23 protein-coding genes and 3 pseudogenes are annotated in these 24,296 nt (G+C 67.0%); 15 read left to right on the forward strand and 11 right to left on the reverse strand.

The features are described from left to right. Positions 1-644 precede the first annotated feature (644 nt). On the forward strand, positions 645-860 hold the full coding sequence (locus OHO83_RS45120; protein WP_266681454.1) for a hypothetical protein: 216 nt from the start codon (positions 645-647) through the stop codon (positions 858-860). A 223-nt stretch (positions 861-1,083) separates the two neighbouring features. On the opposite strand, the gene OHO83_RS45125 is transcribed toward OHO83_RS45120, so the two are convergent. Beyond that, positions 1,084-1,734, reverse strand: coding sequence for an HAD family hydrolase (locus tag OHO83_RS45125; protein ID WP_266681456.1), 651 nt, complete (start codon positions 1,732-1,734; stop codon positions 1,084-1,086). A gap of 146 nt (positions 1,735-1,880) precedes the next feature. On the opposite strand from OHO83_RS45125, the gene OHO83_RS47185 reads away from it, so the two are divergent. After that, complete coding sequence (locus OHO83_RS47185; RefSeq protein ID WP_443066089.1) at positions 1,881-2,207, forward strand: transposase family protein; 327 nt, start codon at positions 1,881-1,883, stop codon at positions 2,205-2,207. Positions 2,208-2,297: 90 nt separating this feature from the next. On the opposite strand, the gene pyrE is transcribed toward OHO83_RS47185, so the two are convergent. Further along, complete coding sequence (pyrE, locus tag OHO83_RS45135; RefSeq protein ID WP_266681458.1) at positions 2,298-2,825, reverse strand: orotate phosphoribosyltransferase; 528 nt, start codon at positions 2,823-2,825, stop codon at positions 2,298-2,300. A gap of 335 nt (positions 2,826-3,160) precedes the next feature. On the opposite strand from pyrE, the gene OHO83_RS45140 reads away from it, so the two are divergent. The 3 genes from OHO83_RS45140 (at position 3,161) to OHO83_RS45150 (ending at position 6,187) form a co-directional block, all read left to right on the forward strand. Further along, positions 3,161-3,733: an RNA polymerase sigma factor gene (locus OHO83_RS45140; protein WP_266681460.1), complete on the forward strand. Its 573-nt coding sequence runs from the start codon at positions 3,161-3,163 to the stop codon at positions 3,731-3,733. Continuing rightward, positions 3,730-4,728 (forward strand): hypothetical protein, encoded by a 999-nt coding sequence (locus OHO83_RS45145; RefSeq protein WP_266681462.1) that lies wholly within the window; start codon positions 3,730-3,732, stop codon positions 4,726-4,728. The genes OHO83_RS45140 and OHO83_RS45145 overlap by 4 nt, the downstream gene beginning before the upstream one ends. 757 nt (positions 4,729-5,485) lie before the next feature. Then, positions 5,486-6,187: a class I SAM-dependent methyltransferase gene (locus tag OHO83_RS45150; RefSeq protein ID WP_266681464.1), complete on the forward strand. Its 702-nt coding sequence runs from the start codon at positions 5,486-5,488 to the stop codon at positions 6,185-6,187. 13 nt (positions 6,188-6,200) lie between these two features. On the opposite strand, the pseudogene OHO83_RS47190 reads toward OHO83_RS45150, so the two are convergent. From OHO83_RS47190 to OHO83_RS47195, 3 genes and pseudogenes are all read right to left on the reverse strand, one after another. Then, positions 6,201-6,546: pseudogene (locus OHO83_RS47190) on the reverse strand (IS256 family transposase); the annotation flags it as partial. Between the two features lie 63 nt (positions 6,547-6,609). After that, complete coding sequence (snpA, locus tag OHO83_RS45155) at positions 6,610-7,293, reverse strand: snapalysin (protein WP_266681466.1); 684 nt, start codon at positions 7,291-7,293, stop codon at positions 6,610-6,612. A gap of 506 nt (positions 7,294-7,799) precedes the next feature. Beyond that, positions 7,800-7,930: pseudogene (locus OHO83_RS47195) on the reverse strand (polyphosphate kinase 2); the annotation flags it as partial. Here OHO83_RS47195 and OHO83_RS45160 point away from each other — a divergent pair. From OHO83_RS45160 to OHO83_RS45185, 6 genes and pseudogenes are all read left to right on the forward strand, one after another. Then, a complete protein-coding gene (locus tag OHO83_RS45160) occupies positions 7,866-8,237 on the forward strand; it encodes a hypothetical protein (RefSeq protein ID WP_266681468.1) in 372 nt (123 codons plus the stop codon). The pseudogene OHO83_RS47195 and the gene OHO83_RS45160 sit on opposite strands and share 65 nt — an antisense overlap. A gap of 2,327 nt (positions 8,238-10,564) precedes the next feature. Then, positions 10,565-10,846: a hypothetical protein gene (locus OHO83_RS45165; protein ID WP_266681470.1), complete on the forward strand. Its 282-nt coding sequence runs from the start codon at positions 10,565-10,567 to the stop codon at positions 10,844-10,846. A 970-nt stretch (positions 10,847-11,816) separates the two neighbouring features. After that, positions 11,817-12,470 (forward strand): Type 1 glutamine amidotransferase-like domain-containing protein, encoded by a 654-nt coding sequence (locus OHO83_RS45170; RefSeq protein WP_266681472.1) that lies wholly within the window; start codon positions 11,817-11,819, stop codon positions 12,468-12,470. Positions 12,471-12,718: 248 nt separating this feature from the next. Further along, positions 12,719-12,907, forward strand: a complete 189-nt coding sequence (locus OHO83_RS45175; protein ID WP_266681474.1) for a DUF6381 family protein — start codon at positions 12,719-12,721, stop codon at positions 12,905-12,907. 308 nt (positions 12,908-13,215) lie between these two features. Next, positions 13,216-13,481 (forward strand): annotated as a pseudogene (locus OHO83_RS45180) (dTDP-4-dehydrorhamnose reductase); the annotation flags it as partial. Between the two features lie 126 nt (positions 13,482-13,607). After that, positions 13,608-13,811, forward strand: coding sequence for a DUF6417 family protein (locus OHO83_RS45185; protein ID WP_266681476.1), 204 nt, complete (start codon positions 13,608-13,610; stop codon positions 13,809-13,811). Positions 13,812-14,233: 422 nt separating this feature from the next. On the opposite strand, the gene OHO83_RS45195 is transcribed toward OHO83_RS45185, so the two are convergent. Continuing rightward, a complete protein-coding gene (locus tag OHO83_RS45195) occupies positions 14,234-15,067 on the reverse strand; it encodes an AraC family transcriptional regulator (protein ID WP_266681478.1) in 834 nt (277 codons plus the stop codon). Between the two features lie 85 nt (positions 15,068-15,152). Here OHO83_RS45195 and OHO83_RS45200 point away from each other — a divergent pair, with 85 nt between their 5' ends. After that, positions 15,153-16,115 carry a DMT family transporter gene (locus OHO83_RS45200; RefSeq protein WP_266681480.1) on the forward strand — a complete coding sequence of 321 codons (963 nt, stop codon included), beginning with the start codon at positions 15,153-15,155 and terminating at the stop codon, positions 16,113-16,115. 794 nt (positions 16,116-16,909) lie between these two features. Here OHO83_RS45200 and OHO83_RS45205 read toward each other — a convergent pair. Continuing rightward, the gene (locus OHO83_RS45205) at positions 16,910-17,806 is read right to left on the reverse strand and encodes a UDP-N-acetylglucosamine 1-carboxyvinyltransferase (RefSeq protein WP_266681482.1); all 897 of its coding nucleotides are present in this window, start codon (positions 17,804-17,806) and stop codon (positions 16,910-16,912) included. Between the two features lie 504 nt (positions 17,807-18,310). Between OHO83_RS45205 and OHO83_RS45210 the strand changes: the two genes are divergently transcribed. Beyond that, positions 18,311-19,501 carry a UDP-N-acetylglucosamine--N-acetylmuramyl-(pentapeptide) pyrophosphoryl-undecaprenol N-acetylglucosamine transferase gene (locus tag OHO83_RS45210; RefSeq protein ID WP_266681484.1) on the forward strand — a complete coding sequence of 397 codons (1,191 nt, stop codon included), beginning with the start codon at positions 18,311-18,313 and terminating at the stop codon, positions 19,499-19,501. Between the two features lie 95 nt (positions 19,502-19,596). Here OHO83_RS45210 and OHO83_RS45215 read toward each other — a convergent pair whose 3' ends face one another. After that, positions 19,597-20,040 (reverse strand): NUDIX hydrolase, encoded by a 444-nt coding sequence (locus tag OHO83_RS45215; protein ID WP_266681486.1) that lies wholly within the window; start codon positions 20,038-20,040, stop codon positions 19,597-19,599. Between the two features lie 323 nt (positions 20,041-20,363). On the opposite strand from OHO83_RS45215, the gene OHO83_RS45220 reads away from it, so the two are divergent. Beyond that, complete coding sequence (locus tag OHO83_RS45220; RefSeq protein ID WP_266681488.1) at positions 20,364-20,753, forward strand: hypothetical protein; 390 nt, start codon at positions 20,364-20,366, stop codon at positions 20,751-20,753. A gap of 323 nt (positions 20,754-21,076) precedes the next feature. Next, positions 21,077-22,330, forward strand: coding sequence for an RNA-guided endonuclease InsQ/TnpB family protein (locus tag OHO83_RS45225; protein WP_266681490.1), 1,254 nt, complete (start codon positions 21,077-21,079; stop codon positions 22,328-22,330). 627 nt (positions 22,331-22,957) lie between these two features. Here the strand turns inward: OHO83_RS45225 and OHO83_RS45230 are convergent. The 3 genes from OHO83_RS45230 to OHO83_RS45240 form a co-directional block, all read right to left on the reverse strand. Further along, entirely contained in the window at positions 22,958-23,158 is a 201-nt protein-coding gene (locus OHO83_RS45230) for a DUF5999 family protein (protein WP_266681492.1), read from the reverse strand. 227 nt (positions 23,159-23,385) lie between these two features. Further along, positions 23,386-23,670, reverse strand: a complete 285-nt coding sequence (locus tag OHO83_RS45235; RefSeq protein WP_323187163.1) for a DUF6302 family protein — start codon at positions 23,668-23,670, stop codon at positions 23,386-23,388. Positions 23,671-23,751: 81 nt separating this feature from the next. After that, a complete protein-coding gene (locus OHO83_RS45240; protein ID WP_323187176.1) occupies positions 23,752-24,294 on the reverse strand; it encodes an ATP-binding protein in 543 nt (180 codons plus the stop codon). Positions 24,295-24,296: the final 2 nt, after the last annotated feature.

Below are 24,296 nucleotides of genomic sequence, written 5' to 3' on the forward strand. Positions count from 1 at the left end.
GAACACATCAGTGCCAGTCCAGCCTCCTGAACGTCGGCCGTTCAACACCTCAAGGTGAGTGGCATTGCCTTCATGGCTTTCGAACAGTCACCGGTCGCCGAGCCTCCCGAACTGGTGAACAGGTTCTGCTCGTTCTCGTGCACAAAGCCAGCAGCTCATCAGTGGGACGTGCGACCTTTGCCCAGCTCATCACAGTGGCCGGATGCGGAAGGCGGGGGCGGCCCGCACTCGCCGTCTGAGGAGCCCCAGTGCCGTTGTTCCTCGATGACCGCGGCGGCCTGGCGTCGACAATGCGGCAGGGACATCCGCATGGCCTGCGGGTATCGAAGCCGCAGGCGGTGACTTGCTGTCTGTCGCCGTAGGTGAGAAGCCTCCGCTCGCCGCGGGCGAGCCCGAGCAAGGGCAGAGCAGGTGGAGTCTGCGCGCGTGCATGGTCGTCGACGTAGTGAGTCCTCTCGATCGCCCGCCCGCCCGAGCGCGTAAGCAAGGAGCAGGGCGTGCTCGGGGCGGTACGAGCTGTGCGCGGCCGGGCGCTCGAGATGGCGCCATCCGAGTGTGCAGCGGCTGTGTCGGGCCGCGATCGCCGTTCCGACTGATCATGCTGAGCCCAGACCAGCACCATGCCCAGCAAAGGGGTGTTTAGCATGCCGAACGACTCAGTCGCACGCTTCCTGGCTGCCCTGGCGCCCGAGGACAGACAGGCCGTCGTGGCCAGGCCCGGTGAGGAGCAGGAACGGCTCGCCGCGGCCTGGGAACGGGAATTGGAGGGGGATGACGAACTTGATGTCCTCGACGAGTTGTCCCCGCCGGCAGCCGAAGCTGAGGCGGCTCGCCGCGTCCTTCGGCAGGAGTCGGACTGACGCGTTTGGTGCTCCGTCATGCGGCAGTCAGTTGCACATCGGTACTCGCTTCGCCGTGTCTGCGATGAGTCCCCAGTAATGATCGGGTCCCTGCGCTGCCACGCCGTTGCCATGATGCGTGCTGGGCCCACGGTCGAGTGGCGGTCGCGGAGCGGTTCAAGCGGCTGGTCAAGGAGGGAACGTCAATCTCACTGTCGCCCGGACAGTGATCAAGATCCGAGGATCACGTCTGGGCGAGGAGAGCCGGCAGCTCGCGCATGTCGTCAAAGACCACCGTGCCTGGTCCGTGCAGCCACTCTGCCGGCGTGAGCCCGCCGCAGTAGCCGAACACGCGCATGCCGGCGGCGCGGGCAGCCTGCACACCGTAGCGGCTGTCCTCGACCACGGCGCAGACCTCAGGGTCGAATCCCATGTGCCGTGCCGCGTGGAGGAAGAGGTCGGGTGCCGGCTTGCCGTGGGCCACTTCCGACGCGCTGTAGATGCGACCTTCGAAGCGCGGGTACAGCCCGGTAAGACCCAGAGTGTGGCGAAGACCGGCATGCGTACTGCTGGAGGCTACGCAGGTGGGCAACTGGATCTCGTCGAGCGCCTCCACCACGCCGTCGACGGCGGTGAGTTCGGCTTCCATGGCCTGGCGGTACAGCTGGTGCTGCTCCGCCTCCCACCCGTCCTGGAGCCGGTGGCCGAGGTGCTTCTCGACCTCGGCGATCATGTCGGCATGTGAGCGGCCTACGAAGCGTTCGACGATCTCGGCCTCGCTGAGCGGCCAGCCGAGCAACGCCAGGCTCCTCGCGTCCACGCGTACGGCGATGCGCTCGCTGTCCACCAGAACGCCGTCACAGTCAAATATCAAGAGTTCAATGGGTTTGATCACGCCTGCATCGTAGGGGAGGGGCGCCGAGGCCGTACCTTGCTGCGCACTCCTCCACCTGCGTCATCGTTGCCGTCGCATGGTCCATCAAACGGCGAGGACTGGCGCCTCGTCTCTCATGGGCTCAAGACCCCGGAGTTCGAGTCGGGGTGCTCGGGCGTCTTCGTGTTCTTCGCGGTCACGAAGACGCAGCCATCGTCGTCGACGTCGGTGAGGGGCGGGGGGCCGAAGACCGCGGGGTTCGGCAGGCCGTAGCGTCGCACCCGGCGCTAACTGACGGGGCAGTCCGGGCTCACCAGCGCGAGATCGGGACGGGATGGCGGCGACTGCCGGCCGATCGCCAAGTTCTGCTCGCCCTGGCCTACTTGAGATGCGGCGACACCGACGCACGACTTGCTGCCGGGTTCCGGGTCGGTGGTCGCGACCGTGTACCTGAGTCTCTTGCCAGTTGGCGGAGAGCAGCTCGGACCACATGATCCAGGTCTCGAACGCACTTGTGAGGCGCGGCCAGCTATGACTCGTTCGTACAGTCGGGGGCATGGAACCGATCACACGGGCACGGCGATTCAAGCTCCCGCAACCCGCAGCTCCCCGGCCGTCAACAGCGACAACAACCCGATGTCTTGGGCCTTGAGGGCAGCGGAACCACCTTGCTCACGGTCGATTACGCAAAGAGCGTGGTCAACCTGAGCTCCCAAGCCGCGCAAATCTGCGGTCGACAGCACAATCTGCCCACCACTGGTGACCACGTCTTCGACGACAAGCACCCGCCGACCCTCGATTTCGGCCCCCTCGGCGAGGCGGCAGGTTCCGTACATCTTGGCCTGCTTGCGCACGAACGCGCAGGGCAGACCCGTGTGTCGCCCGAGCGCGGTCACCACCGGGATGCCGCCCATCTCCAAGCCGGCCAGGACCTCAGTGCCGGACGGCACGAGCGGGGCCATCTCACGGGCGATCTCATCGAGCAGGACCGGGTCGCCCTCGAATCGGTACTTATCGAAATATTCAGCGGCAGTGCGTCCCGACCGAAGCGTGAAATGCCCGGTCAAATGAGAAGCGGCATGGATACGGCGAGCAAGATCAGAATGTGTCACAGACGTTCAGTCTTCCAGACGCCCGTCCCATCCAAGACGGCGCCGGAGTGGGTGCCGAACTCCGCGGAAAGCGATGGCTTCAACAGGAAGCTGTGTCGCCGTCCGCGTCGCCCACCGCATTCTCGCGATGGCCGTCGCGATCTGGCACAGCCACAAGACCGACCAGCCCGTCATACGATCATTGATGGCCTATGGCCACCGATCGCATCGGAATGACTCGTCCAGGCGCGAGGCCTCAAGAGGCACCTTGACGTGAATCCCGCGCGAACGCTTTGCCCCGCCAGGTGCAAGTAGGGGTGAGACCGCCGTCCGGGCGGTCAAGGACAGGGGGGTTCATGGATCCCGATCCCGTTGCGGACGAGGAACTGCTCGCGCGTGCCGCCACGGAACCGGCGGCATTCGAACCGCTGGTTGCCCGGCATTCCGTCGCGCTGCACGGCTATCTCGCACGACGAGCACCGGCCGCCGCCGACGATCTGCTGTCGGAAGTGTGGCTGCAGGCCTTCGCCCACCGGCACACCTTCGACGCTGCCCGCGGAGCGGCCCGGGCCTGGCTCTTCGGTGTGGCACGCAACGTGCTGGCCCGCCACTGGCAACGGATCGCCCGCGATCCCGGCCCGCCGCCCACGGAGGAGCAGGCGGCGAGCGACCCGTGGCAGGCGGTGGACCAGCGACTCGACGCCGTGGCGGCCGGACCGTTGATCCACCGCAAACTCACCGAACTGCCCGCAATCGAGCGCGAGTTGCTGCTCCTCGTCGCCTGGGAGGGTCTCACACCCACCGAGGCTGCGGCCGTCGTCGGCATCCCCGCCGGCACCGCCCGCTCCCGCCTGCACCGGGCCCGAGCCCGACTCCGGGCCCACCTGTCCAACGGCACCCTCAACACCCTGACGGGAGAGCTCGCATGAGCACGCAGCAACACGACGATGTACTCGACTTCCCCGGCGCCGCGGACCTGGTCGCGGCCGGCCGTACGCCCGAGCCCGCCCCTGCGGTCCTGGCCGCGGCGCTGTCCGCTGTCCGCGGCGCAATCGACGCCGAGGCCGGCAAGGCGCCGGGCCCCGCTGCTGCCGAACCCCGGGTGGTGATCCCCCTGTATCGCAGGCGCCGCGTCCTCGCCTCGGCAGCGGCGGTCGCGGCCGTCGCCGCCGCGGCGATCATTGCCCCCGTGGTCAGCATGGACGGCGGCGAGCCCGCGGCCGGCGCGGAGGCGGCGGCGTTCTTCAACTCGATGGCCAAGAAGGCGGCCACCAGTGCCGACGGCCCGTACTGGAAGATCACGTCGACGACCTCCGCTCCGGGCACGGCAACCAAGACCCGGACCGTCTTTCTCAGTCCCGACGGACTGACCGCCGTCGAGAACGGCGAGACGCTCTCCAAGCCCCAGCCGAACGGCATGAGTTGGCTCGTCGGCAACAAGCGAATGGGCTGGAACGGCCTGAAGAACCTCCCCACCGACCCGTCCGCGCTCCGCGCCAAGCTCGCCGCGGGTAAGACCGGGACGGCGGCGGACGAACAGGTCGTGACCGAGGCCGGAGCGCTGCTCTCCTTCAGCCCGGCCCGGGCCGAACTGCGCGCTGCCCTCTACCGGGTGATGGCAGCCACCCCCGGCGCCGACATCCGCACCGAGGTCAGCGATGCGAAGGGGCGCAAGGGCACGGAGGTGAACTGGAAGTACGTCGGCGCCGACGGCCCGGGCATCGCCAGCGATCCTCACTGGATCATCGACCCGGCCACGGGCGGAATCCTCGAGGAGAGCCGCACCGCTGCCGAGGACTACGACGGCTCGGGCTGCGAGCCCTCGGACGGCGTGGACAAGGAGTGCACGCCGTCTCTCTCCGAGGGCGACCTGACCAGCCGGCAGACGTTCCTCTTCAACGGTCCGGTGAACAGGATCAGCTGATCCCGCACAGGGCGCAGGCCGCCTCCCTCCGGACGGGGCCTGCGCCCTGTGCGGTCCCCGCCCTTACTCCACCGGTGTCGAGCGAGGCTGTCTCGCTGTCGACGCCGCACTGACTCTGACCCATCACGATGAGCGGACCGAGGGCGTCGGCAGCGCAGGCTGCCGACTCCTCCGCCACCACATCCTGCTCGGCTGAACCGATCTACAGCTACGAAATCTTGGAAGGCCGGTTGATTGGACAGTCCCATCGGGACGACCTCGGTGGCTTCCTGTGCACCTGCCGGTTCCTTCGAGTGCGCGGAGCACGCTTGTTGGGGAAGCTGAGCGCAGGGTGCTGCCGGTGAGCAGACGGTGGTGGGGCATGGGCGCGGCGGTGGTGACCGTTGCGACGACCGCTTGAATCCACCGAGTACACGACCTTCAAGTTCACCGCGCACCTCCTCGAGGCCCGCGTCGACGCTTCGATCGGCACTGTCGGCGACGCCCTGGGCAACGCGCTCATAGAGAGCCCGGATAGACCTCTACGAGGCGGAGTTGATCAAGCCCCGTCGGCCCTGGAAGTGCCTGGCCGACATCGAATTCGCCGCCGCGCAATGGGTCGACTGGTTCAGTGACCAGGGTCTTCACGCGGCAATCGGAGACATCCTGCCCTATGAACATGAGACCGAGCCATCTACAAGACTTGTGGATGGCTCCTGTCCGGTCCGGCGATCAAAATTGGGTGGCCCGTAAGTATGGGTAGCCGTAGCGTCCGGCCATGGACTGGAGCACCTGGCACGATCAGTACGATTCTGCCGACTCGTGGATGGCACGACGGCTGCGGACGGTTCAAGCACAGATTCACGCCGCACTGTCCAAGGCCCCGGCGGGCGGCTTGAAGGTGATCAGTATCTGCGCCGGGGAAGGCCGCGATCTGCTCGACGTTCTCGCCGACCACCCGCGCAGCGACGATGTGCAGGCGAGGCTCGTCGAGCTGGACCCGCGCATCACTGCGGCGGCCCTGGAAAGGATCGGGCGGGCCGGCCTGTGCCAGGTGGAGGTGGTGACCGGTGACGCCGCCCTCATCGACCAGTACGAGGACGTGGCCCCTGCGGATCTCGTCCTGGTCTGCGGCGTCTTCGGCAACATCACCGAGGCAGATATCGAGCGGACCATCGGGGCTTGCAGCCAGCTGTGCAAGACCGGCGGCACAATCATCTGGACCCGACACCGCGCTGCCCCCGACCGGGTCCCACTGATCTGCGAATGGTTCGACGCTCAAGGCTTCGAACTGCAGTGGCTTTCGCCAGTGGACGCGGGCTTCGGAGTGGGGGTGCACCGCTTCGTCGGCACACCTCAACCCCTACGCCGCGGCACCCGCCTGTTCGAGTTCGTCGGCTACGACGTGCTCCGACAGACTGCAGTGGCAGAAGCCCCTGGCCGGAGCAACCCCGCACCGCAGGACCAACGTGAGCCGTAGCTCAAGGAGGTGTTCAGGCGGCATCAATCTCAGACCGTTCGGCCAGAACGCCGTTCTGGAACCGCGCACCTGCGCGGACGAGGGGCACCAGGCGGGCGCCGGTGATCGCGCACCATCGCGCCTGGGCGGACCCGACCAACTTGAACACCATTGCGAGGATCGGTCGCCGGGCTGCCCGCGCCTCGCGTCATCTTGGTGCGGAGCTTGACCGTGGAGAAGGTCGACCCAATCGGGTTCGTGATCCGGAGGCGAATCCGGCGCTCCGCGGGGAAGTCGTGCAACGCGAGCAGTTCGTCCCGATCCTCGGTGATCTTCGCGACGGCCTTGGGGAACCTCGCGCCATAGGTGTTCACGTACGCACCGCGGTCTGGCGCCACGGCCCGTACCGGTGGTGCAGCGCTCAGGTGGTCAGCGGGCCTGGTTCAGTGTGCCCAGGTTCCGCGCGAATCCGAGTTCTGCGCGAGTTGGGTGGCCCACTGCTGGTCGACCTTCGCGCGCTCGGTGGCGTTCGGGTAGTGGTTGGTGCAGGACGGGCCGGGGCCGCCGCCCGACATCAGCTCACTGCACGGCCCGCTGTAGTCGTCCAGTAGGCCCAGCACATGCCCGGTCTCGTGAGTGGCGACGCGGACCGAGTCGTTCTGCCGGCTCTGGGTGTAGTCGAGGAAGACGTAGCCGTCTCCGTGGCCGTTGGTGGCGGCGTAGGAACCTTCTGGGTCGTTGCCCTCGCGGTAGGAGAAGTCGGCACCGCTCGATGCCGGCTGGAGCTTGACGTTGAACTGGGTGCTGTTCCAGATCGCGGCCGCACTCGCTATCTGCGAACGGAAGCTCGGTGCCTGGGAGGCGTTGTAGTAGACGGTCACCGCCCGTGCATTCGGCTGGACGGCGCGCTTCTCGGCGACCGATTTGAGCACGGCCCCGAAGAACGCCTTGTTGTTCGCTGCCTCCTGAACCGACCCGGCGTACCGCGCCACGGAGGTACCCGCGGGTGCGGACGGAGTGGTGGCCGTCTGGGCGCTCGCCGGCACCGCCGCGCCCAGCACGCTGGAGGCCAGACCCAGCCCGAGAGTGAGGGCGGTGAGCCTCGAGGGCATTCGAGATGACTTCATACGGGGGCTCCTACTCGCTCGGCGGCGCCGAGCGCCTGGTGCGTGGCCGACTCAGCGAGGACACCGGTTCCGAAGTACGGCGACGTCCTGTGGGTCGTCATTCTTAGAACGGCTCAACAGGGAGCACAATGGGTCCCGAAACTACGTCGCCTCGTAGGTCCCGGGACCCTTGACAGGCTGTGTGCGGGTCTTAGGTCCGCACATGGCGGCAGGAGCGGAAGCTGTCGCGGCGTCAGAAGCCGTACACCATGGGGCAACGGGCGTGCGGGACGGCCGGGCGGAATCCCGAGATGCGCGGCGGGGTCTAAATTGCGCCAAAACGGACAAATGCCCAGATGCCCGTCATGCCGTATCTACTAAGCGCACCGGTTGGTTGGCGAAGCGCCGTGACCGATGTCATAGAACAGGGGCTTCCGTCCCTTTCGCGCCCTCCGTCGGCCCCGGGTCGCCCCCGGGGAGTCACCCGAGGCGCTGGGCGGCATCCCTCACTGCTGAGCCGCCGCCGCTCAGTCGTGATCACGCTGGAGGCCGGGCCCGCCGGGCAGCCCGGCGGGCGGCGTGGGGGAGCGCCCGTGGGTTCCTCGCCCGCCTCCAGCAGCGTGTCCGCCGCACCCACGATGAGCGGGCCCGGCTTCCCGCCGCGTCACGCGGGCGGGAGCGGGATCCTCGACGACGGGCGCCGGACGGCGCGGCTCGAGGACGTCCGGGCCGTCCACTGCCGGCGGCCCAAACGCCCCCACATCGCGGACACCGTTCCCAAGCCCTACCGGACGTGGGCGCAGAGCCAGGCGGATGCCGCCCTCGTGAACGTCCTTGCTGCACTGCCGGTCGTCCCGTGGATCAGCAACCCGCACGCCGACCGCCTGGCCGCCCACAAACCGCAGCAGCTTGTCGCCGCGACCCGCTGCGGGCGGTCGTGCGGTGCCGTGCAGCCTGATCGCTGACGATCCTGCCGCCGCCCGAGGGTTCACAAAGGCGATCGACGGGCCGCTGAACGGCAAACCGGTCCTGGGTGGCCACATGCCGGTAGAGGAGGGGCGGGCGCTGATGGTGGCGACCCGCCACGTGGACCCGAGCACATCGCCCGACAGGACTTCCAGGTCACGGTGACGCCAGCCGACCAGAGCGTCCGAACATGGCAAAGGCGGGCCATTCTGGCGGCTTCCGGCACCGTGATGAGCGGCCCTGACCAGGTTGCTGAGATCGTCGCCATCGAGGCTTTCCTGCGCCTGCTCGTACTGTCCAGCCGGCGCTGAACCGCACGACGCCCGCCACCCCCTCTTTTGGGCCCCCTTCGAAGAACGCGGAGGGTTCGTATCTTCGCGCACGCTCCATGACCGCAGGTGAGCGCAAATGGGGGGCACGTGCAATTGTTCTTCGCTGACCGGCGGAATGTGCGGAGAGTGGGCCCGCTCGTGCTTGTCGTCAGGAGGTTCGACAGCCAGAACTACGTGCAGGTCCTCGTTCGGACTCGCTCCAAGCGCACTGTGTGTTGCGTGGTGCAAGCCTTGCGTTACAAACGCACGTCGCTTCCAGGAGATACCGCATGTCCTTCTCTTCCCGCGCCGCTCGCATCGCGGCAGCTGTGGTGCTGATCTCGGGTGCCTTGCTGACCAGTGCATCCGCCGTCGCCGCCCAGCCTTTCCCGAATCCGGCATCCGACTCACCACAGACTCTGGCACCCACCAACGATGGACGCGATGGTTGCGGATTCTTGGACCCGCGCTGCCCTCAATTCCTCAGCTGGGTTTGGCAGTTGGTCGACTCGACAGTTCACCCGTAACGTCCTCACGGCATGCGAGGGGGATGCGCTGGGAAGTCAAGGCGCTCGACTCGACCGAGTTTCAGCGCGTGATCCGCTGTCGCTCCGTATGTCGCAGCTGAAGGCATTCGCCGATGGGGGCCCTATAGTCATCGACCGGGGCCGTGAGTGACTCCCGAACTCGTCGACTTGATCAAGTCGCGGGGCTGCGCAGTGACTCCCGCAGCCGTCAGATAAACGACTCCCGACCTCGGGTTCTGGTTCTACTTCGGTGACGCGTCCACAACGCTGAGTGACGGCTGGGACACTCCGGCCGAGTGGGTGAAACGCTATCTACTCGTTCAATACAGTCTCATTTGAAACCAAAGAGTGGGGGTCGGCCCCTGGCCCGCTCTCACGACCCGGTGCGCAGTGACCGGTGCTGGTGCCGGCCTTTGACTGCGCAGTGCCCTATAAAACTCGCATTCGGGGTGCAGTGCGCAGGGGCTCGGGCTCGCTGGGCAACGGGGTCCTGGGAGTTGCGCAGTGCGCCCGCCCTACCCTGACTCCGGCTGCGCACTGCCAATTGAGGCGCGTTGCGCACCAGGTACTGCGCAACCCTCTACGGACGACTGCGAGAGGCCCGAACGCCCCTATGTGGCGCCCGCCAAAACGCGTACCGGGCGGCCAGAGCGGTACGGCAAGAACGTGTACCGGTATCTGAGTGTGACCGGTTGCGTACTGCTGGCCGGGGCTCGTCTGACAGGTCTGTGACCTGCGGGTTCTGTAGACCGGTACGCGTTTCGGTACGTGCTTGTCCGCCCCCGCAAAACGCGTACCGGTGGCCGGAGGGCGGTCAGCCGCTGCGGCGCCCTCGAAACCGAGTGGCACGGAATCAGCCGAGGCTGCCGGTACGCGTTGGGAAACCAAATGCGTACCAGCGCGGTCAGTGCGCAGTTGCCGCGAAAGAGCAGCCACGGTGCTGCGCAACCTCCGCTGCGCACCCTGACCGCGCACTCTGGGTTCCCCGCTGCGCAGGTTCCGGCGGGTGCTGCGCAGTGGACGATCGGGTCATGCTGCGCAACCATTCGCGAGCCGTTGCGCAGCCGGTGACAGGCGGGTGCGCAACCGGTGCGCAATGGCGCCCGGCGACGCGGTGCAGTCAGACGCGTCCGGGCCGGCCGTGACGGACGGTGATTCCACCGCGATCGCGGACCTATCGTTCCGGTACGCCTTTCGGTACGCCCTGCCGGATCAACTCCGATGGACCAAAGATCCACAACACCAGTCGGGATGCGGATCGTGGACGGACGGGGTGAGCAGTGAGCGCAGCACAGGGGATTCGCAGGAATGATCCCGCGTGGCCCGATGGCCATCGACGTGATCGGTGCGGTCACCGGCGCGGCTCGTACCGGTCGGCCGGATCTCAGGCCGCGAATTGTGGCGGGCTCGGCAGCGGCGAGATACACGGCGCGGGTGCGCAGTTCATCGACGGTCGCTGCTTTGTAGGGGCGGCGCCGAGCAACGGTGATGAGGCGAGAAGCAGGCTGCAGACTGGTCGGCGCCAAGCTGTACGGGCTGACTTCCAGCGTGCTGGAGGCGGCCGCTCGCGTGCTGGAGCGGCTGCTGGGGGAGATGGGCTCGATCGCGCGGGGTGCTGCCTCCCACGGCGCCGCGCATGCGCTGGACGTCAACGCCGCCGTGCTGGGACTGCTGCAACCCCGACCCACGCAAAATGCCTACGACTGTCTCAGCCCTGCCGATCACGCCGTGGTGGACAGCCGCCTGGTGTCGGCACTCTGGAGGCAATGAGCACCGAGGTCGGTCTGCGGTGGCGCTCTCGCTGACACCTGCCCGAGGATCAGCAGCCGGCAGTCGCCCTCGTGCTGAGTGGACGCAGCGAATCCAGCGTCCTCAACCGGGCCGCGGTTGTGATGAACCTGGTCGACAGCCTCAAGTTGCCGTTCCCGGTCATCGGTACCACCCTGACTCGCCTGCACGAGCGCGGGCCGTGGGGCCAGACGTGGTGGAACGCAGCCCGCGGCAGCAGCCCTCAGTCCCTGGACCAGGTACTTGATCTCCCTCGTCGCTCGCCTGAGGCGGTCTGCACACCAGATGGACAACCCAACTGGCCGGGATCAGAAGGGCAGTTGGCTGGAAGGCGAAGGTGACCCGGCGGCCGGCCGGATCCGGGGAAGGCCATGAACGAGACGTTCGCAATGGAGCGGTAGTGCCCGGGCGGGCGAGGGAGACTCAACGCCCGTGAACTCCCCAAGCATTACAGCCGCCAGCACTCGCATCGCCGACAAGGTAACCCTCAAAGCCACTGACAAAGTCACCCGCAAAACGGGCCTCAAAGCCCCTAGTGCACCCTCCTTCGCGAGTATCAGGAAAACGGCAGGTCAGATAGGCCGGTGCGGGCGTACCAGCCTTGCCGACAACCCCTCTCACGCACACTCCGGCCTGGTAACAGAAGTGGGGAAGGAAGAAGAAGAGAAAGAGCAGACGGCAGGACCGGGCCGGCGCGTGCGTGCTCGGGGTTCGGGCCGCGTTCTGTCTTGTTGCGCGTCGGCCGGGGGCCTCGCGCTCGCGGCCCGGTGAGACGGGCCGCGGCGGGAAGAGGGCCAGAGGCGGGGTGCATCACGCGCTGCCTGGGCGGAGATCCAGGCAAGGCGACTGATGGTCGGGGGCGTCGGCCAGCTCGTCGAACCCCCTGGTAGCCAGGCCCCGTTCACGGCAGCATGAATGATCACCACTGCGTGATCCGAACCGAGAGGTGCTGATGAGGCTGCTGCTGAGCTCCTGGTTTCTGACCCCTGGCAGCCGACCTCCGGCGCTGCCCGGCATCCTGGCCACCGGCAGAGCGGGCATCGTCCTGAACGCGCTCGACGAATACGTCGGCTCACGCGCCCGCGACTTCGCCCGCGAGAGCCGCACCCTGCAAACCTTTGGCTACACCTGCGAAGAACTCGATCTCCGCGACTACTTCAATGCCCCCGAGGGACTCCCCGAACGCCTGGACGGCCTCGACCTCGTCTGGGCTTTGGGTGGGAACGCGTTCGTCCTGGCCCGCGCCATGACGCAGTCCCGATTCCGCGATGCCCTCCAAGAGCAGCTGCATCGACCCGAGTTCACCTACGGCGGCTACTCAGCAGGAGCCTGTGTCGCCGGCCCGGACCTCCAGGGCATCGACCTCATCGATGATCCAACCGTCCTGCCCGAAGGTTATCCGTCGACTATCGCACCGAATTGCCTCTGCCTGGTGCCCTACCGGATCGTTCCCCACTGGCGATCCGAACACCGTGACGCGGAAGGTGCAGAGCGAGCCGCCGCCCATCTTGCCGAGTGCGGGCTATGGCACCACTGCCTGCGAGACGGGGAGGCGGTGAACGTCCATGACACCACCAGGCCGGTCACCTGGCCGCCATCTTCTTGATCCACAGGTCTTGACTATTACTCGCCGCAAGCCCCGGCCGACGCCGACCGTCTCGCACCCGATCCCGTGGGACCGGGGCCGCTGAGCGAGAGCACTCCACACGGTGAGCGAGGTCCGGCACGGAAGCCGTTCCGGGAAGGCCTCTCCCAACTGCGTAGGTAGCAGTGGGTGACCGCTCGAGATGCCGGGAGTGTCGGGGCCTGTTTCTCTGATGTGGCCCGCTCTTCCTCATCACCCAAGGAGTGATCATGAGCGCTGCAGGCGAGTCCGGTCGTGCCCAGCAGATGCGTGCTAAGGCCCAGGACCTGGAACAGGCCGCGGAACGTGCCACTGACCCGCAGGAGCGTCAGCGTCTGAAGGACAAGGCCCGCCAGCTCAAGGAGCAGAGCGAGCATGCAGGCGGTACGGGCAAGCCGGACATCGATCCGACGATGTAGTTCCGGTAGTTCCGAGCACAGACGCCGGCCGGTGGCCAGCCTCCGTGGCCTTTCTGGCACGCGAGAGGCCCCCGGCCGGTCACTGCTGTCTCTGCTCAGTCGCCCGCGGCCCCGGCAGCGGTCCTCATGCGGTTCGCCCCTGGCGGCTGGGCCGTGTTCGACCCGCGTACTGGCGGGCGGCCCGCTGGGACTGGTCCTGCGATACGCCCTGACCAGTCCCATGGATGACACCGAGCCCTGTCGTTCGTTGATCTGCGCCACCGCGATCAGCCGCGCCATGCGGAAGCAGCGATATGGCACCACCCCTCGGCCCTCGAAACGGCGTCCTGTTCACCGATGACATCCGCTGCCGTGTGCACGTCGCCGACCTGGCCGTAGCCTGCTGGAACTCGCCTCCGGCGAGGCGAACGGCGTTCACCATCTGGCTGGAGCCGACGCCGTGAGCCGTCATGAACTCTGAATCCTCATCGCCAAGCGTGTCGGGCTCGACGCCTCGCGACTTCCTGTGGGTCTGCGGGCCGATAGTGCGCTCCCCGGGGCGCTCGATGTCCGCTTCCTCGAAGCGACGCAATGAGTGCACGTGAGCGCGGCAAGGAGTCGTGGCAGGCCATGCCGGTGGGGAACAGAGCTCTCTGTCCGCCCATCGGGTGGACTGTGATGCGGGATGTATCCGTCGACCGCTGGCACGCGTTGAGCAGGTATGGAATCCAACGAAGACTCCGTTGTCATCGGGCTTATCCCGGCTCAGGACGCTTCACGGCGTCTGGAAATGCTGACCCTCGAAGAGGCTCACGATCTGCTGCGCCTGTTGCAGCTCATTGCGAGCGAAGGCCCGGATGAGCTGTCGCAGGAGGCAGCCTGGTTCGCCAGGGAGATCGCCGCACGCATCCCCTCGGAGAACTGACACACAGGACTGCCGCGCTGCGCGGGTCGAGCTGCTCGATGCCTGGCTCGCCGTCGGTATCAGCTGTGCCCGCGCTCAGCATAGGGCAGCGGGACGACGGTCAGAGGCGGGCCGCTGCCCTGCTCAGGCGCGGCCGGGCTTTGCCGTTCCACGGGGGCGGTCGGCGCCTTGGCGGACAATGCCACTGCAGAGTCGTTCTTCGCTTCGCGGAAGTGGGGGATCCGGCCCGGCCGACGCGGCCGACCGGTTGACCGAACGGGCCGTCCGGCTCGCGGTATTCGGCCGGTTCGGCGTCTACAACCGTCGGCGCAGGCACTCCACCATCGGCTATCTCGAGCCGGTCACCTTCGAACAGAGATCAACTACGCTGGCCAGCGCTCCATGACAACCGGTGTCCACAATCAAGGTGGAAGCCCCACCGTTCACAGCACAGCGTGCTGGAAGGTCCCCGGAGTAATGCCGTACGTTCGCTTGAACCAGCGGCTGAAGTGTGCTTGATCTGAGAAACCGGCGTCCGCGGCGGCAGACGCCGGAGCCACGCCACGGGTTAACAAGCGCCGTGCTTGACGAAGCCGCAGAAGCCTCTGATAGTCGCTGGGCGGCATCCCGTACTCCGCTCGAAAGGCGCGGTACAGGGCGAAGCGGCTGCATCCTGCTGCCTTGGCCAGGTCATGGGCCGAGAGGGGCTCAAGAAAGGCCTCGTTCAGCAGAGCCCACGCGCGGCGGGCGGCCTGACGCTGGGCTTGGCCTGTCAGGGTCCTTACGTGCGGAGCCCGGGTGGCGCCGCGTTCCGCCATTTTTAGAATGGCCGCGGTGAGGAGTTCGTCTGTCACCAGAGGGTCGGCGGGGGCGACAAGATTGGCGTGCAGCCGTGCCAGAGGGCCGGTCACTACAGAATCGGTCAGGACAGGGCGTATGAAAAGCGGCATGCCGCCGCTGCGTCCGTCGGAGGCATCGGCGAGTGTCTCGCAGACGACTGACGGACCAATATGCACGATGCGGTACTGGTAGCCCCATTCCACTGCCGCGCGGCCATCGTGCACTTCATCGGGGTTGAAGGCCATGACCATGCCCGCACCGCTGGTGTGGGCAGCTCCACGGCAGCGGAACGTCTGCGCGCCCACGTCAGTGATACCGAAGGAATAAGTGTCGTGGCTGTGCAGGGAGTAGACGTGGTCGAAGAAGTGCGCATGCATCGCTTCCAACGGGCGATTGTCGTCCCGCCAGTACCGAACCCAGCTGCTCGCCGTTCCCATAGGCCCATTGTGGCTCGCGCACCAGCGTTCAAGTCAGGTGGGGTGGCGGCCCTGCAGAGTCGGAGACATGGACACAAAGAGAGGGTTGAGCAGCCCTTACCTGCAACTGTTGATGACCATGGTCCTGTGGGGCAGCGCCTTCTCGAGCTCCAAGGCGGTCGTGGAGCACATCCCGCATTCGGTGGGAGCGTTCGTGCGGTTCGGCGGCGGCGCCATAACCCTGATCGTCGCGGTCCGGCTCTTCGGCGACCGTAAGACGCGAGTCCCGGTTCGCAACGCGTGGCGAGCGGCGTCGGCCGGCGTGCTCGGCGTCTTCGCCTACAACGGCTTCTTCTTCTGGGGACTGTCGAAGGCTCCTTCCCTGGACGCCGGCATCCTCATCCCTGTGATGAGCCCTGTGTTCACCAGTGCGATCCTGCTGGCGACAGGCAAGGAGCGTGCTGGGGTGGCACGGACAATGGGCCTGTTGCTTGGTGTAGCCGGCGCAGCAATCTTCTTCGTCGGAGCCGGCGGCAGCGCAGAAGCGGGATCGTCCCGGCTGTGGGGGGATTCGCTGTTCCTCGTCAGCGCCGTGTGCTGGGCCGGATACACGCTGGTCGGCTCCCGTGTCCTGTCCGGCATCGAACCGCTGCGCGCCACTACTTACGCCACGTGCGCGGGTGCCGTGTTGCTGGGAGTGCTTGCCGCACCCGACATGGCAGAAGTCCGGTGGAGTGAGCTGCCGTCGGGACTCTGGCTGAACATCGCATATCTCGCCATCGGGGCCGCAGCCATCGCCAATCTGCTCTACTACCGCGGGGTGGGTACGGTCGGGCCCGCGAACGCCTCCCTGATGATGTTCACCGTCCCGGTGGTCAATACCTTGTGCGCCACACTCCTCCTCGGTGAGTCTTTCGGCCGGATGCAAGGAGCGGGGGCAGCGGTCCTACTCGCCGGAGCTGCTCTCGCGGTCACCCAAGGAAAGCTCCCGCGGCGCAAGACCACTCTCACTGAACAGCCGCCTCCCGTTGCGCAGGACATTGGAGTGGCGAGCGACACGGCGAGGTGAAGGTGTCCAATGGACGGAGATCCGTTGGGCTCTCTACTTGGGGTGCTGCCGGCACAAATGGCGGACCGTACGACAATCGGCGCCAGCCAGGGCAGTGTCATCGCTGGAGTGCCGGCAGGGGCGTTGTTCTCCTGGATGCGGCGGCACATGTCCTGGGCGGCCTGCCGGACGGCGTCCGAGGAGCCGAGCCCGCCGTGGGGCCGGGGCTGTGAGCCGGGCATGCGCCGTGTGTTGCCCACCGGAAGAAGCGGGGAGTGTGCGGTTGAGGTTGAGGTTGAGGTTGAGGTTGAGGTTGAGGTCGGGGCTGAGGTTGTACCGGGGAGGCTGTGATGGGGCGTGGCTTGGGAGTGCCGGCTCTGGGTCCGGTGCCCGTGGTCGTCGTGCTCCACGAGGCGGCAGAGGCAGCACGGTTGAGAGTGCTTGGGCGGGAGGGATCGGTGGTGCCGCAGGATGTGGGTGCAGCGGCTGTAGCCTGCGCGGCTCGGGCCATCGTGCTGCCGGCGAAGCTGGTGATGCGGCAGCTGCTGGCCGGGGGCTGCTGGTGCATCTTCTCCAGGAGCGGCTGTCCTGGCGCAGCGTGTTGTTCCGCACCGTCATCTGCTGTCGGGCTTCGTGTGTGGCTCGGGAAGCGTGAGCCTGGACGGTGTGGGCGGTGACGCGAGGCACCCTCGCCGATCATGCCCCGCTCGCAGGCCGCCTCCCGCTCGCGGCGCCCAGGGGATGGGCACTGTGGGGGATTCGGGATGGGGCGCGTCGCCCGCCGCGTCCCGGAGTAGGCGGGCGACGCGGGAGTGTCAGACCGGCCGGGTGGTGATGCGGGCTCCGACCGCGGCCAGCTTGGCGACGGGCTGTTCGTAGCCTCGCTCCAGGTAGCGGGTTCCGGTGATGGTGCTCGTGCCGTCGGCGACGAGCGCGGCGAGGACGTAGCCGGCGAACGAGGCGATTTCGATGCGGTCGGCGATGGTGGTGTGCTCGACACCGCGCAGTTCGCGGACGCCCTCGACGGTGATGGTCCGGTCGGTGTCGATCGTGATGAGGGCGCCCATTTTCTGCAGCATCAGGATCAGGTCCACGATCTCGGGTTCGACCGCCGCGTTGGAGATCACGGTGGTTCCGGAGGCGCGGACTGCCGCCAGGAGGAGGTTCTCGGTGGCGCCGACGGAGGGGAACAGCAGGTCGATGTGGGCGCCGGCGAGACGGTCGACGCGGACCTTCACGGACGTGGGGTGCTCTGCGATGTCAGCGCCCATCTGACGGAGGCCTTCGAGGTGGAAGTCGATGGGGCGCTTGCCGATGGTGCAGCCGCCCGGCAGGGGGACGAGCGTCTCGCCGCGGCGGTGCAGGAGGGGTCCCATCATCAGGATCGGGATGCGGTTGACGCCGGAGTACATGGCTGACAGGGACGTCTCGCGCACTTCGGGGGTGTGCACGCGGACCGAGTGTTCGCCGAGCCAGGTCACCTCAGTGCCCAGTTCGGCGAGCATGCCCAGAACGAGGTCGACTTCCACGATGCGGGGGACTTTGTGCAGCACGCATGGCTGGTCGGTCAGCAGGCTGGCGACGAGTTGCTTGGTGACGGCGTTCTTCGCGCCTGATGCCGTGATCGAGCCCTCGAGCGGTACGCCACCGGTGATGCTGTAGGTGTGGCGGTCTTTGGCCATGGGCTGCTCCAGCGCGCTGACGATAGTCATCTGGTGATATACCTCGGCGTCCTAGTTGGCGTGTTTGGCGGACTGTTCGCCGCAAACGTCGTGGAGAAATCCGCTCGGTGAGATATGACGATACTGGCGTGGTGGTGGTTGCATTGCCCAGCGCCAGCCGTTCGGCCCCCTGATACAGCCGGTTCGGGCAGACGAGGCCACCGGCCACCGCCGTCTGCAAAACAGCCGTGCGAGGCGCGCCTCTCCAGGGGCAGCATGAGGTCAGCGCTCTCCACCGGCTGGCAGCCGACGGAGAACACCCCGGGCCTGCGCCCGGTGGGCGGAGAGTGCGTTGGAGGATTCACACCGCGGATCGCAGGAGGCCTCGCGCCTGGCGTCTCGGCCTGCCGAGCTGGTCAGCCGAATCGCAGGGAGGGCGTGGTGATCGAGTACGTCTGAGAGCCCGCCAGTCGATAGGCTGAAGCCATGCGGTAGAAGGCCGAATCCGCACCTTCGCACCGGCCGACCCGGCGTAGTCAGATGGGAAAACGCCCTGTGAACAGTGCCGAGGTCCACCGCCTTCCGCAGCGGGCCTTCCGCTTGATCGTCACGGGTGGCGGAACTGGTGGTCACACGTACCCCGCCCTGACCGCTGTGCGAACGCTGGCGGCCCGGCTCACAACTCAGGGCCGTGCGCTGGAAGTCCTGTGGGCAGGTAAAGCGGACAGCCTGGAGTCCCGAGTTGCAGCTGCCGAGGGAATCGTGTTCGCGTCGGTGGCCACGGGGAAGATCCGCCGCTCGAAGAATCCGCTCAAGATGATCTCGCCCGCGAACGTGGCGGATATGAGCCGGGTCCCGCTAGGTGTCTTGCAGGCCCGCAAGATCATCAGTCGGTTCCGGCCCGATGTTGTGCTGGCAACTGGCGGGTACGTGGCTGTTCCAGTGGGTGTGGCCGCGACCCGACTGTGCCATGTGCCCCTGGTGGTGCACGAGCAGACCGTGCGTCTGGGCTTGGCCAACAAGACGCTCGCCGGCGCAGCGACCCGTGTAGCCGTCTCGTCGGAGTCCACCCTGCCGCTCCTGCCGGAATCGGTGCGAGCGTCGGTGGCCGTGACGGGCAACCCTGTCCGGCCGGAGGTGTTCACCGGGCGGGCGGAGAAAGCGGTCGAGGCATTGAAGTGGGGCGGCTTCGACCGTAGCCTGCCAACCGTCTACGTCACCGGCGGGGCACAGGGAGCACAGCAGATCAACACGGTGGTGCGCGACGTGCTTCCATGGCTACTCGGCCATGCCAACGTGATTCACCAGTGCGGTCCCGACCATGTCGAGGGGCTGCGTGAGCACACCGCGCATCTTCCTGCGCCGAGCGCGGCGCGATATCACCTCACCGGATACGTCGGCGCTGAACTGCCCGACGTGCTGGCCCTGGCCGACGTGGTGATCTCTCGTAGCGGTGCCGGCACGATTGCCGAATTGACCGCACTGGGCAAGGCCGCGGTATTCATTCCACTCGCCACCTCGGCCGGAAATGAGCAGGCGCACAACGCCGGACACTTGGCGGACCACGGAGCCGCGGTCGCGCTCGCCGATGATGCGTCCCCGGCCCGGCTTCAGGCCGCGGTGGAACCGATGCTGGCGGATTCGACGCAGCGCCAGGCGATGGCAGAGCGGGCCCGATCTTACGGCCGTCCCGATGCCGCCGAGAGGCTTGTTGACGTTGTCCTGTCCGCGGCCGCCGGCGACTGACAGCGGACAAGTTGTCGCGCTGCGGCACGTAGCGAGCGGCTCCGGCCTCGAATGATCACGGCGCAGGCGACGAAGTGCCTTGTGGTGTGCCGGTGCTACGGCCAGCCGTGTTCTGTCAGGCCACTGTCGTCGTTCAGGTAGCCGAGGAGGCCCTCCTTCGGATACTCGATGATGTCCTCAGGTAGATCGTGAACACAGAACCACTCCAAACCCAGGCACTTCGCCGGTTCCCGATTGAAGGGCTCCCCGCTCCACTCGGTGGCCACGAAGAAGAACCCGATCCGCTGCACGGTGTCGTCCTGCTGGTGGTGCACGACGTGCACCAGGCGGAGATGGCCCGGGTCGACAGTGACACCGGTTTCTTCACGCAGCTCCCGCGCGGCTCCCAGGCGCAGGGGCTCGCCCTGATCGAGCTTGCCCGACGGCATGTGCCAGCGGCCGTAGCCGTAAGGGCCGCCGCGCTGGGAGAGGAGCAGCTTGTCGCCGTCGCGGAGGATGACGTGGGTGTCGATCACGGGTTCTGCGAGTTCCGGGTTCATGTTCCCTGGGGGATAGTTGGGTTCGGTGGGGGCGCCGACGGTACCGAGGGATCGGGAAGCGCGTCGGCGATTGTGGGTACGACGTCCGATGGGGTGAAAACGCTGGTGTCGAGGACCAGGATCTTCACGTTCCTCGCGATAAGGCCTGCGCAGCCTCCGAGCAGAGGTCGACTTTGCGGCCAGGCGCGGTGAGGTCGAGGTGGAAGCGGTGCCGGACTCCACGATCGGCCATCCGGGCCACGTCGTTCGTCACAAAACGATCTTGGACACCCTCGCACTCGTCTCTGCAGGCACCCCTTGGACCACACCACCAGGAGGAACCAGTGTCATACCCGCAACTGCTCACCCCCGAGGAGAAGCTCGCCGAGGCGAAGAAGCTGTTGAGCCTCCCGCGTATCGTCGTGATCTGCGGCTCCACCCGCTTCATGGCCGAGATGAACGAGGCCGATCTACGGGAGACCAAAGCCGGAAAGGTTGTCGTCAAACCGGGCTGTGACATAAAGTCGCCGCACGAACTTTGGTCCGATCCTGTCGAGGCCGAGGCGCTCAAGGTTCGACTCGACGATCTGCACCGGGCGAAGATCCGGCTCGCTGATGAGGTGCTCGTAGTCGGCGACTACATCGGAGACAGCACCCGAGCCGAAATCGCCTACGCCCGGTCGCTGGGCAAGCCCGTGCGGTTCACGCACCCCGAGGTCGACCCTGACGCCTGACCGCACACTGCCACCTCGACAACCAGGGCCGGCAGCCCGACGCCTGACCGTCTCGCAGGGGCTTCAGCCGCCGCCCACCCCCCACCCTCCGCACGCATCCCTTGGAATTGATCATCTAGGGGCGGGTGCCAGGTCGTTCAGCGTGTCCTTGCGAGGAACCCAGGGGGTTCACCCCCGGCAGGAATCGCATCCGGTGACGTCGATGCGGAGCATCGCCGCGGCAGCGGGCGCGGAGCGCCCGCAAGAAACCGGGCCGCAGCGCCCGGTGAGGAATGTGCGCTGTTCGAATACCAGTACGGCGGGCGGCAGGTAACGTCACTGTCGTGAAGTTGACGGTGCAGGTGAAACTTCTGCCGACGCCCGTGCAGGCGGCGGCACTTGAGGCAACCCTGCACGCCTGCAACGAGGCCGCGACCTGGGTCTCCCAGGTGGCGTTCGAGAAGGACATCAAACGCAACTTCGCTCTGCGTGAGCACACCTACACTGCGGTCAGGGGCCGGTGGGAGCTCGGAGCTCAGGCGGCCCAGCACGTCATCAAGAAGACCTGCGACGCCTACATCACGCTCAAGGCGAACCTGAAGGCAGGAAACCTCGGCAGACCCTCCTCCAAGCGCTACCGGCGCGCCACCGAAAAACCGATCGCCTTCCGCCCTGAGGGCGCGCAGCCCTATGACGACCGGATGCTGTCCTGGCAGCACACCGAGCGCACGGTGTCGATCTGGACTCTGTCGGGCCGGATGAAGGAGGTGGCGTTCACCGCCTCGCCCGAGCAGCTGGCGCGTCTGGCCCTGTACCGCAAGGGCGAGTCAGACCTGCTGTTCCGCGACGGCATGTGGTTCCTGACCGCCACCTGCGAGATCCCCGAGGCCGAACTGAACCTCGAAGTAGTGGAGTTCCTGGGGATTGATCTCGGGATCGTGAATATCGCGACCACCTCGGACGGTCAGATCATGGCCGGACGCCGGCTCAACCGCGGACGCCTGCGCGAACGCACCCTGCGTCAGAAACTCCAGCGTAAGAACACCCCGTCCGCCAAACGGCGCCTGAAGAAGCGCAGGCGTAAGGAGGCGCGGCGGGTGAAGGACATCAACCACAAGATCGCGAAACATGTGGTGGCCGAGGCAGAACGCACCGGACGCGGAATCGCCCTGGAAGACCTCACAGGCATCCGCGCCCGGGTACGGCTTCGCAAGCCCCAACGGGCCACCCACGCCAGCTGGAGCTTCGCTCAGCTCGGCCAGTTCATCGCGTACAAGGCCCGCAGAGCGGGGGTGCCAGTGGTGCATGTCGATCCGGCGTACACCTCCCGCACCTGCGCCGAGTGCGGTCACATCGACAAGGCGAACCGGGTCTCCCAGGCCCGCTTCGTATGCCGGTCCTGCGGTGTCGTTGCACACGCGGACTGGAACGGCTCCCGCAACATCCGTCACCGTGCGGAAGAGTTGTGGCGACGCGGGGCGCAGTCAACCGCCCCAGACCCACCCCCGAACACCGGGCGTGGGACAGGACGCAAACGCAGCACCACAGCCAGTGGCGCCCGTTGTGCAAGCCCGGGACTTCCAGCCCCGGGTCGTTGACGTCGACGACTGTGAACGCCCGGACGCTGCGTATGAGTTGGGATGCGAGGAACCAGCGCAGGGCGGGGTCTCCGTAGGGAACGGGGGCGTCGTCGCCGACCAGGACTTGAACGCCGTTGTCGGAGTACGTGTGAGGCGTGCCGAGGACTCCGTGCAGGGGCGCACTCTGTGCCAGCAGTGCGACGCTCCCGTGTTTGGCGAGGTAGTCGCATGTCTTCGAGGCGATGCGTGCGTGCCGTCGGCAGACCGGGGGCTGAGCGGTCCGGACTGTGGTGCTCGATGTGGGCACGCTGTCCTTCCTGCTCTCCAAGAACCGGACTCCCTCGGAGGTCCGGGCGTTGGCGCCGCACACCTGGCACCGCAGGTGGAGCATGGTCTCGCGCTGTCGCGCGGGGTGGACCAGGCGCCATTTCGGCTCACCGGCCGGCAGGCCGTCGTCCCCGATGGACTGGGAGACCCGGGACCACAGGACGCCGTTAACGGCATGGTCTTGTCTGGTCTCGTCCCAATAGCTCAGGTGCGGGCGACCGGTGGCGTCGAAGGTGGGGCGCAAGGAGACGAACGAGTCGGCCACGTCACCCTCACGGGCTGTGATGTAGGGAACCAGGCGGCTTCGCGGCGTCATTTTCACGCTGCGGCTCCCGTAGCGACAGTGAGGCGGCGAGGGGCGACGATCGTGCCGTTGGGCAGCAATTCGCCGGTATCCTCGAAGAGCAGCACCTGGTTGCACAACAGGTTCCAGCCCTGTTGAGGGTGGCGCGCGATGGGGAGCGCGGCCTCCCTGTCGGAATCCTCGGCGGTGGGGCAGGTGGGCGTGTGCTGGCACATGCGCGTCGCTCTTCCTGTCGGTCGTGCGGTGGGGGACGGGGGCTCTCTTCGGCGGGTGTCTACGAAGCCGCGGGGGAGCGGAGAAGAGTCGCCGAAGTGGGCGTCTGGGGGCCGCGCGGGGTGCTGGCATGGTTCGTGAACCGGGGTGTCGCGTCTGCGTTGTAGCCGTAGAAGCGCCCGAGGGTGATGTCGTCGCAGTCATCCCAGAGCGTCGGCGGGCTCTCGCCCTACGCGACGACGGGGCAGGTGTTCGGATAGGGCGACCACCGCTGGCGCAGGTCGGGGAAGCCCGGCTGCTCAAGGAGGACGTCACGGACCTTGAGCCCGAAGCAGAGGCACGCCACGAGGAAGTGCCCACCTCGTCGGCTCCCGACGGGTACAGCGAGGATACGTACGTGGGCGTCGCGTTGCGGCTCAACAGCCATGAGCGTGCGGATTATCTCGGCGAAGTCCGCCACGGCGGCGGTCGGCTCGCGCGCGGGCCCAGCTGGCTCGAGAAGCCTGTGCATCATTGTGGTTCCGACCGAGGCCCAAGTGCTCACCAGGCGCTCCGCCCCAGCTGCCGCATCGCTGCCCGCACGGTCACCGCGGCGCTACTCACGGACGGCCCCACGCGCGCTGTGCTCGTGTACGGGGATGTGACACCAGGCCGTGGTGCCGTCCTTGCAGTAGCCCCACTCGCCGTCCAGATCGGCGACGAACGCGTCGGTGAGGAACAGACCGCGCCCGGACTCGGCCAGCGGAGCCGCACGTTGGGGCTTTGGTTCTTCTCCTGTGGTCCCGTCGTCGATCTCAACGCGGACCAGTCCAGGCTTCGGGGCCCAACTGCTATAGGTGACGCATTGCCCCGTGCAGTGAAGCACAGCGTTCGTGACCAGTTCGGAGATGACGACAAGGGCCTGCTCGATCCGGCTCTCCGGCATGTGGCAGACGTTCCGCAGCCATGCCGCCGCCAGGCTGCGCACTTGGCGAACATGCTGGGCTTCCCGTCCGACCGAGATCGCGACGGGTGCCGGCAGCGGCATCTCTGCGGTGGTGCACGGGTAATGCGGTGTCAGCGCATCGCGAGGCTTCTGCTCGGCGCTGGCCGGCGGCACAGGGCCGATGATGTTGGGCTTATCAGTGAAGGAGTTCATAT

This window comes from Streptomyces sp. NBC_00569 (assembly GCF_036345255.1).
Taxonomy (GTDB): Bacteria; Actinomycetota; Actinomycetes; order Streptomycetales; family Streptomycetaceae; genus Streptomyces.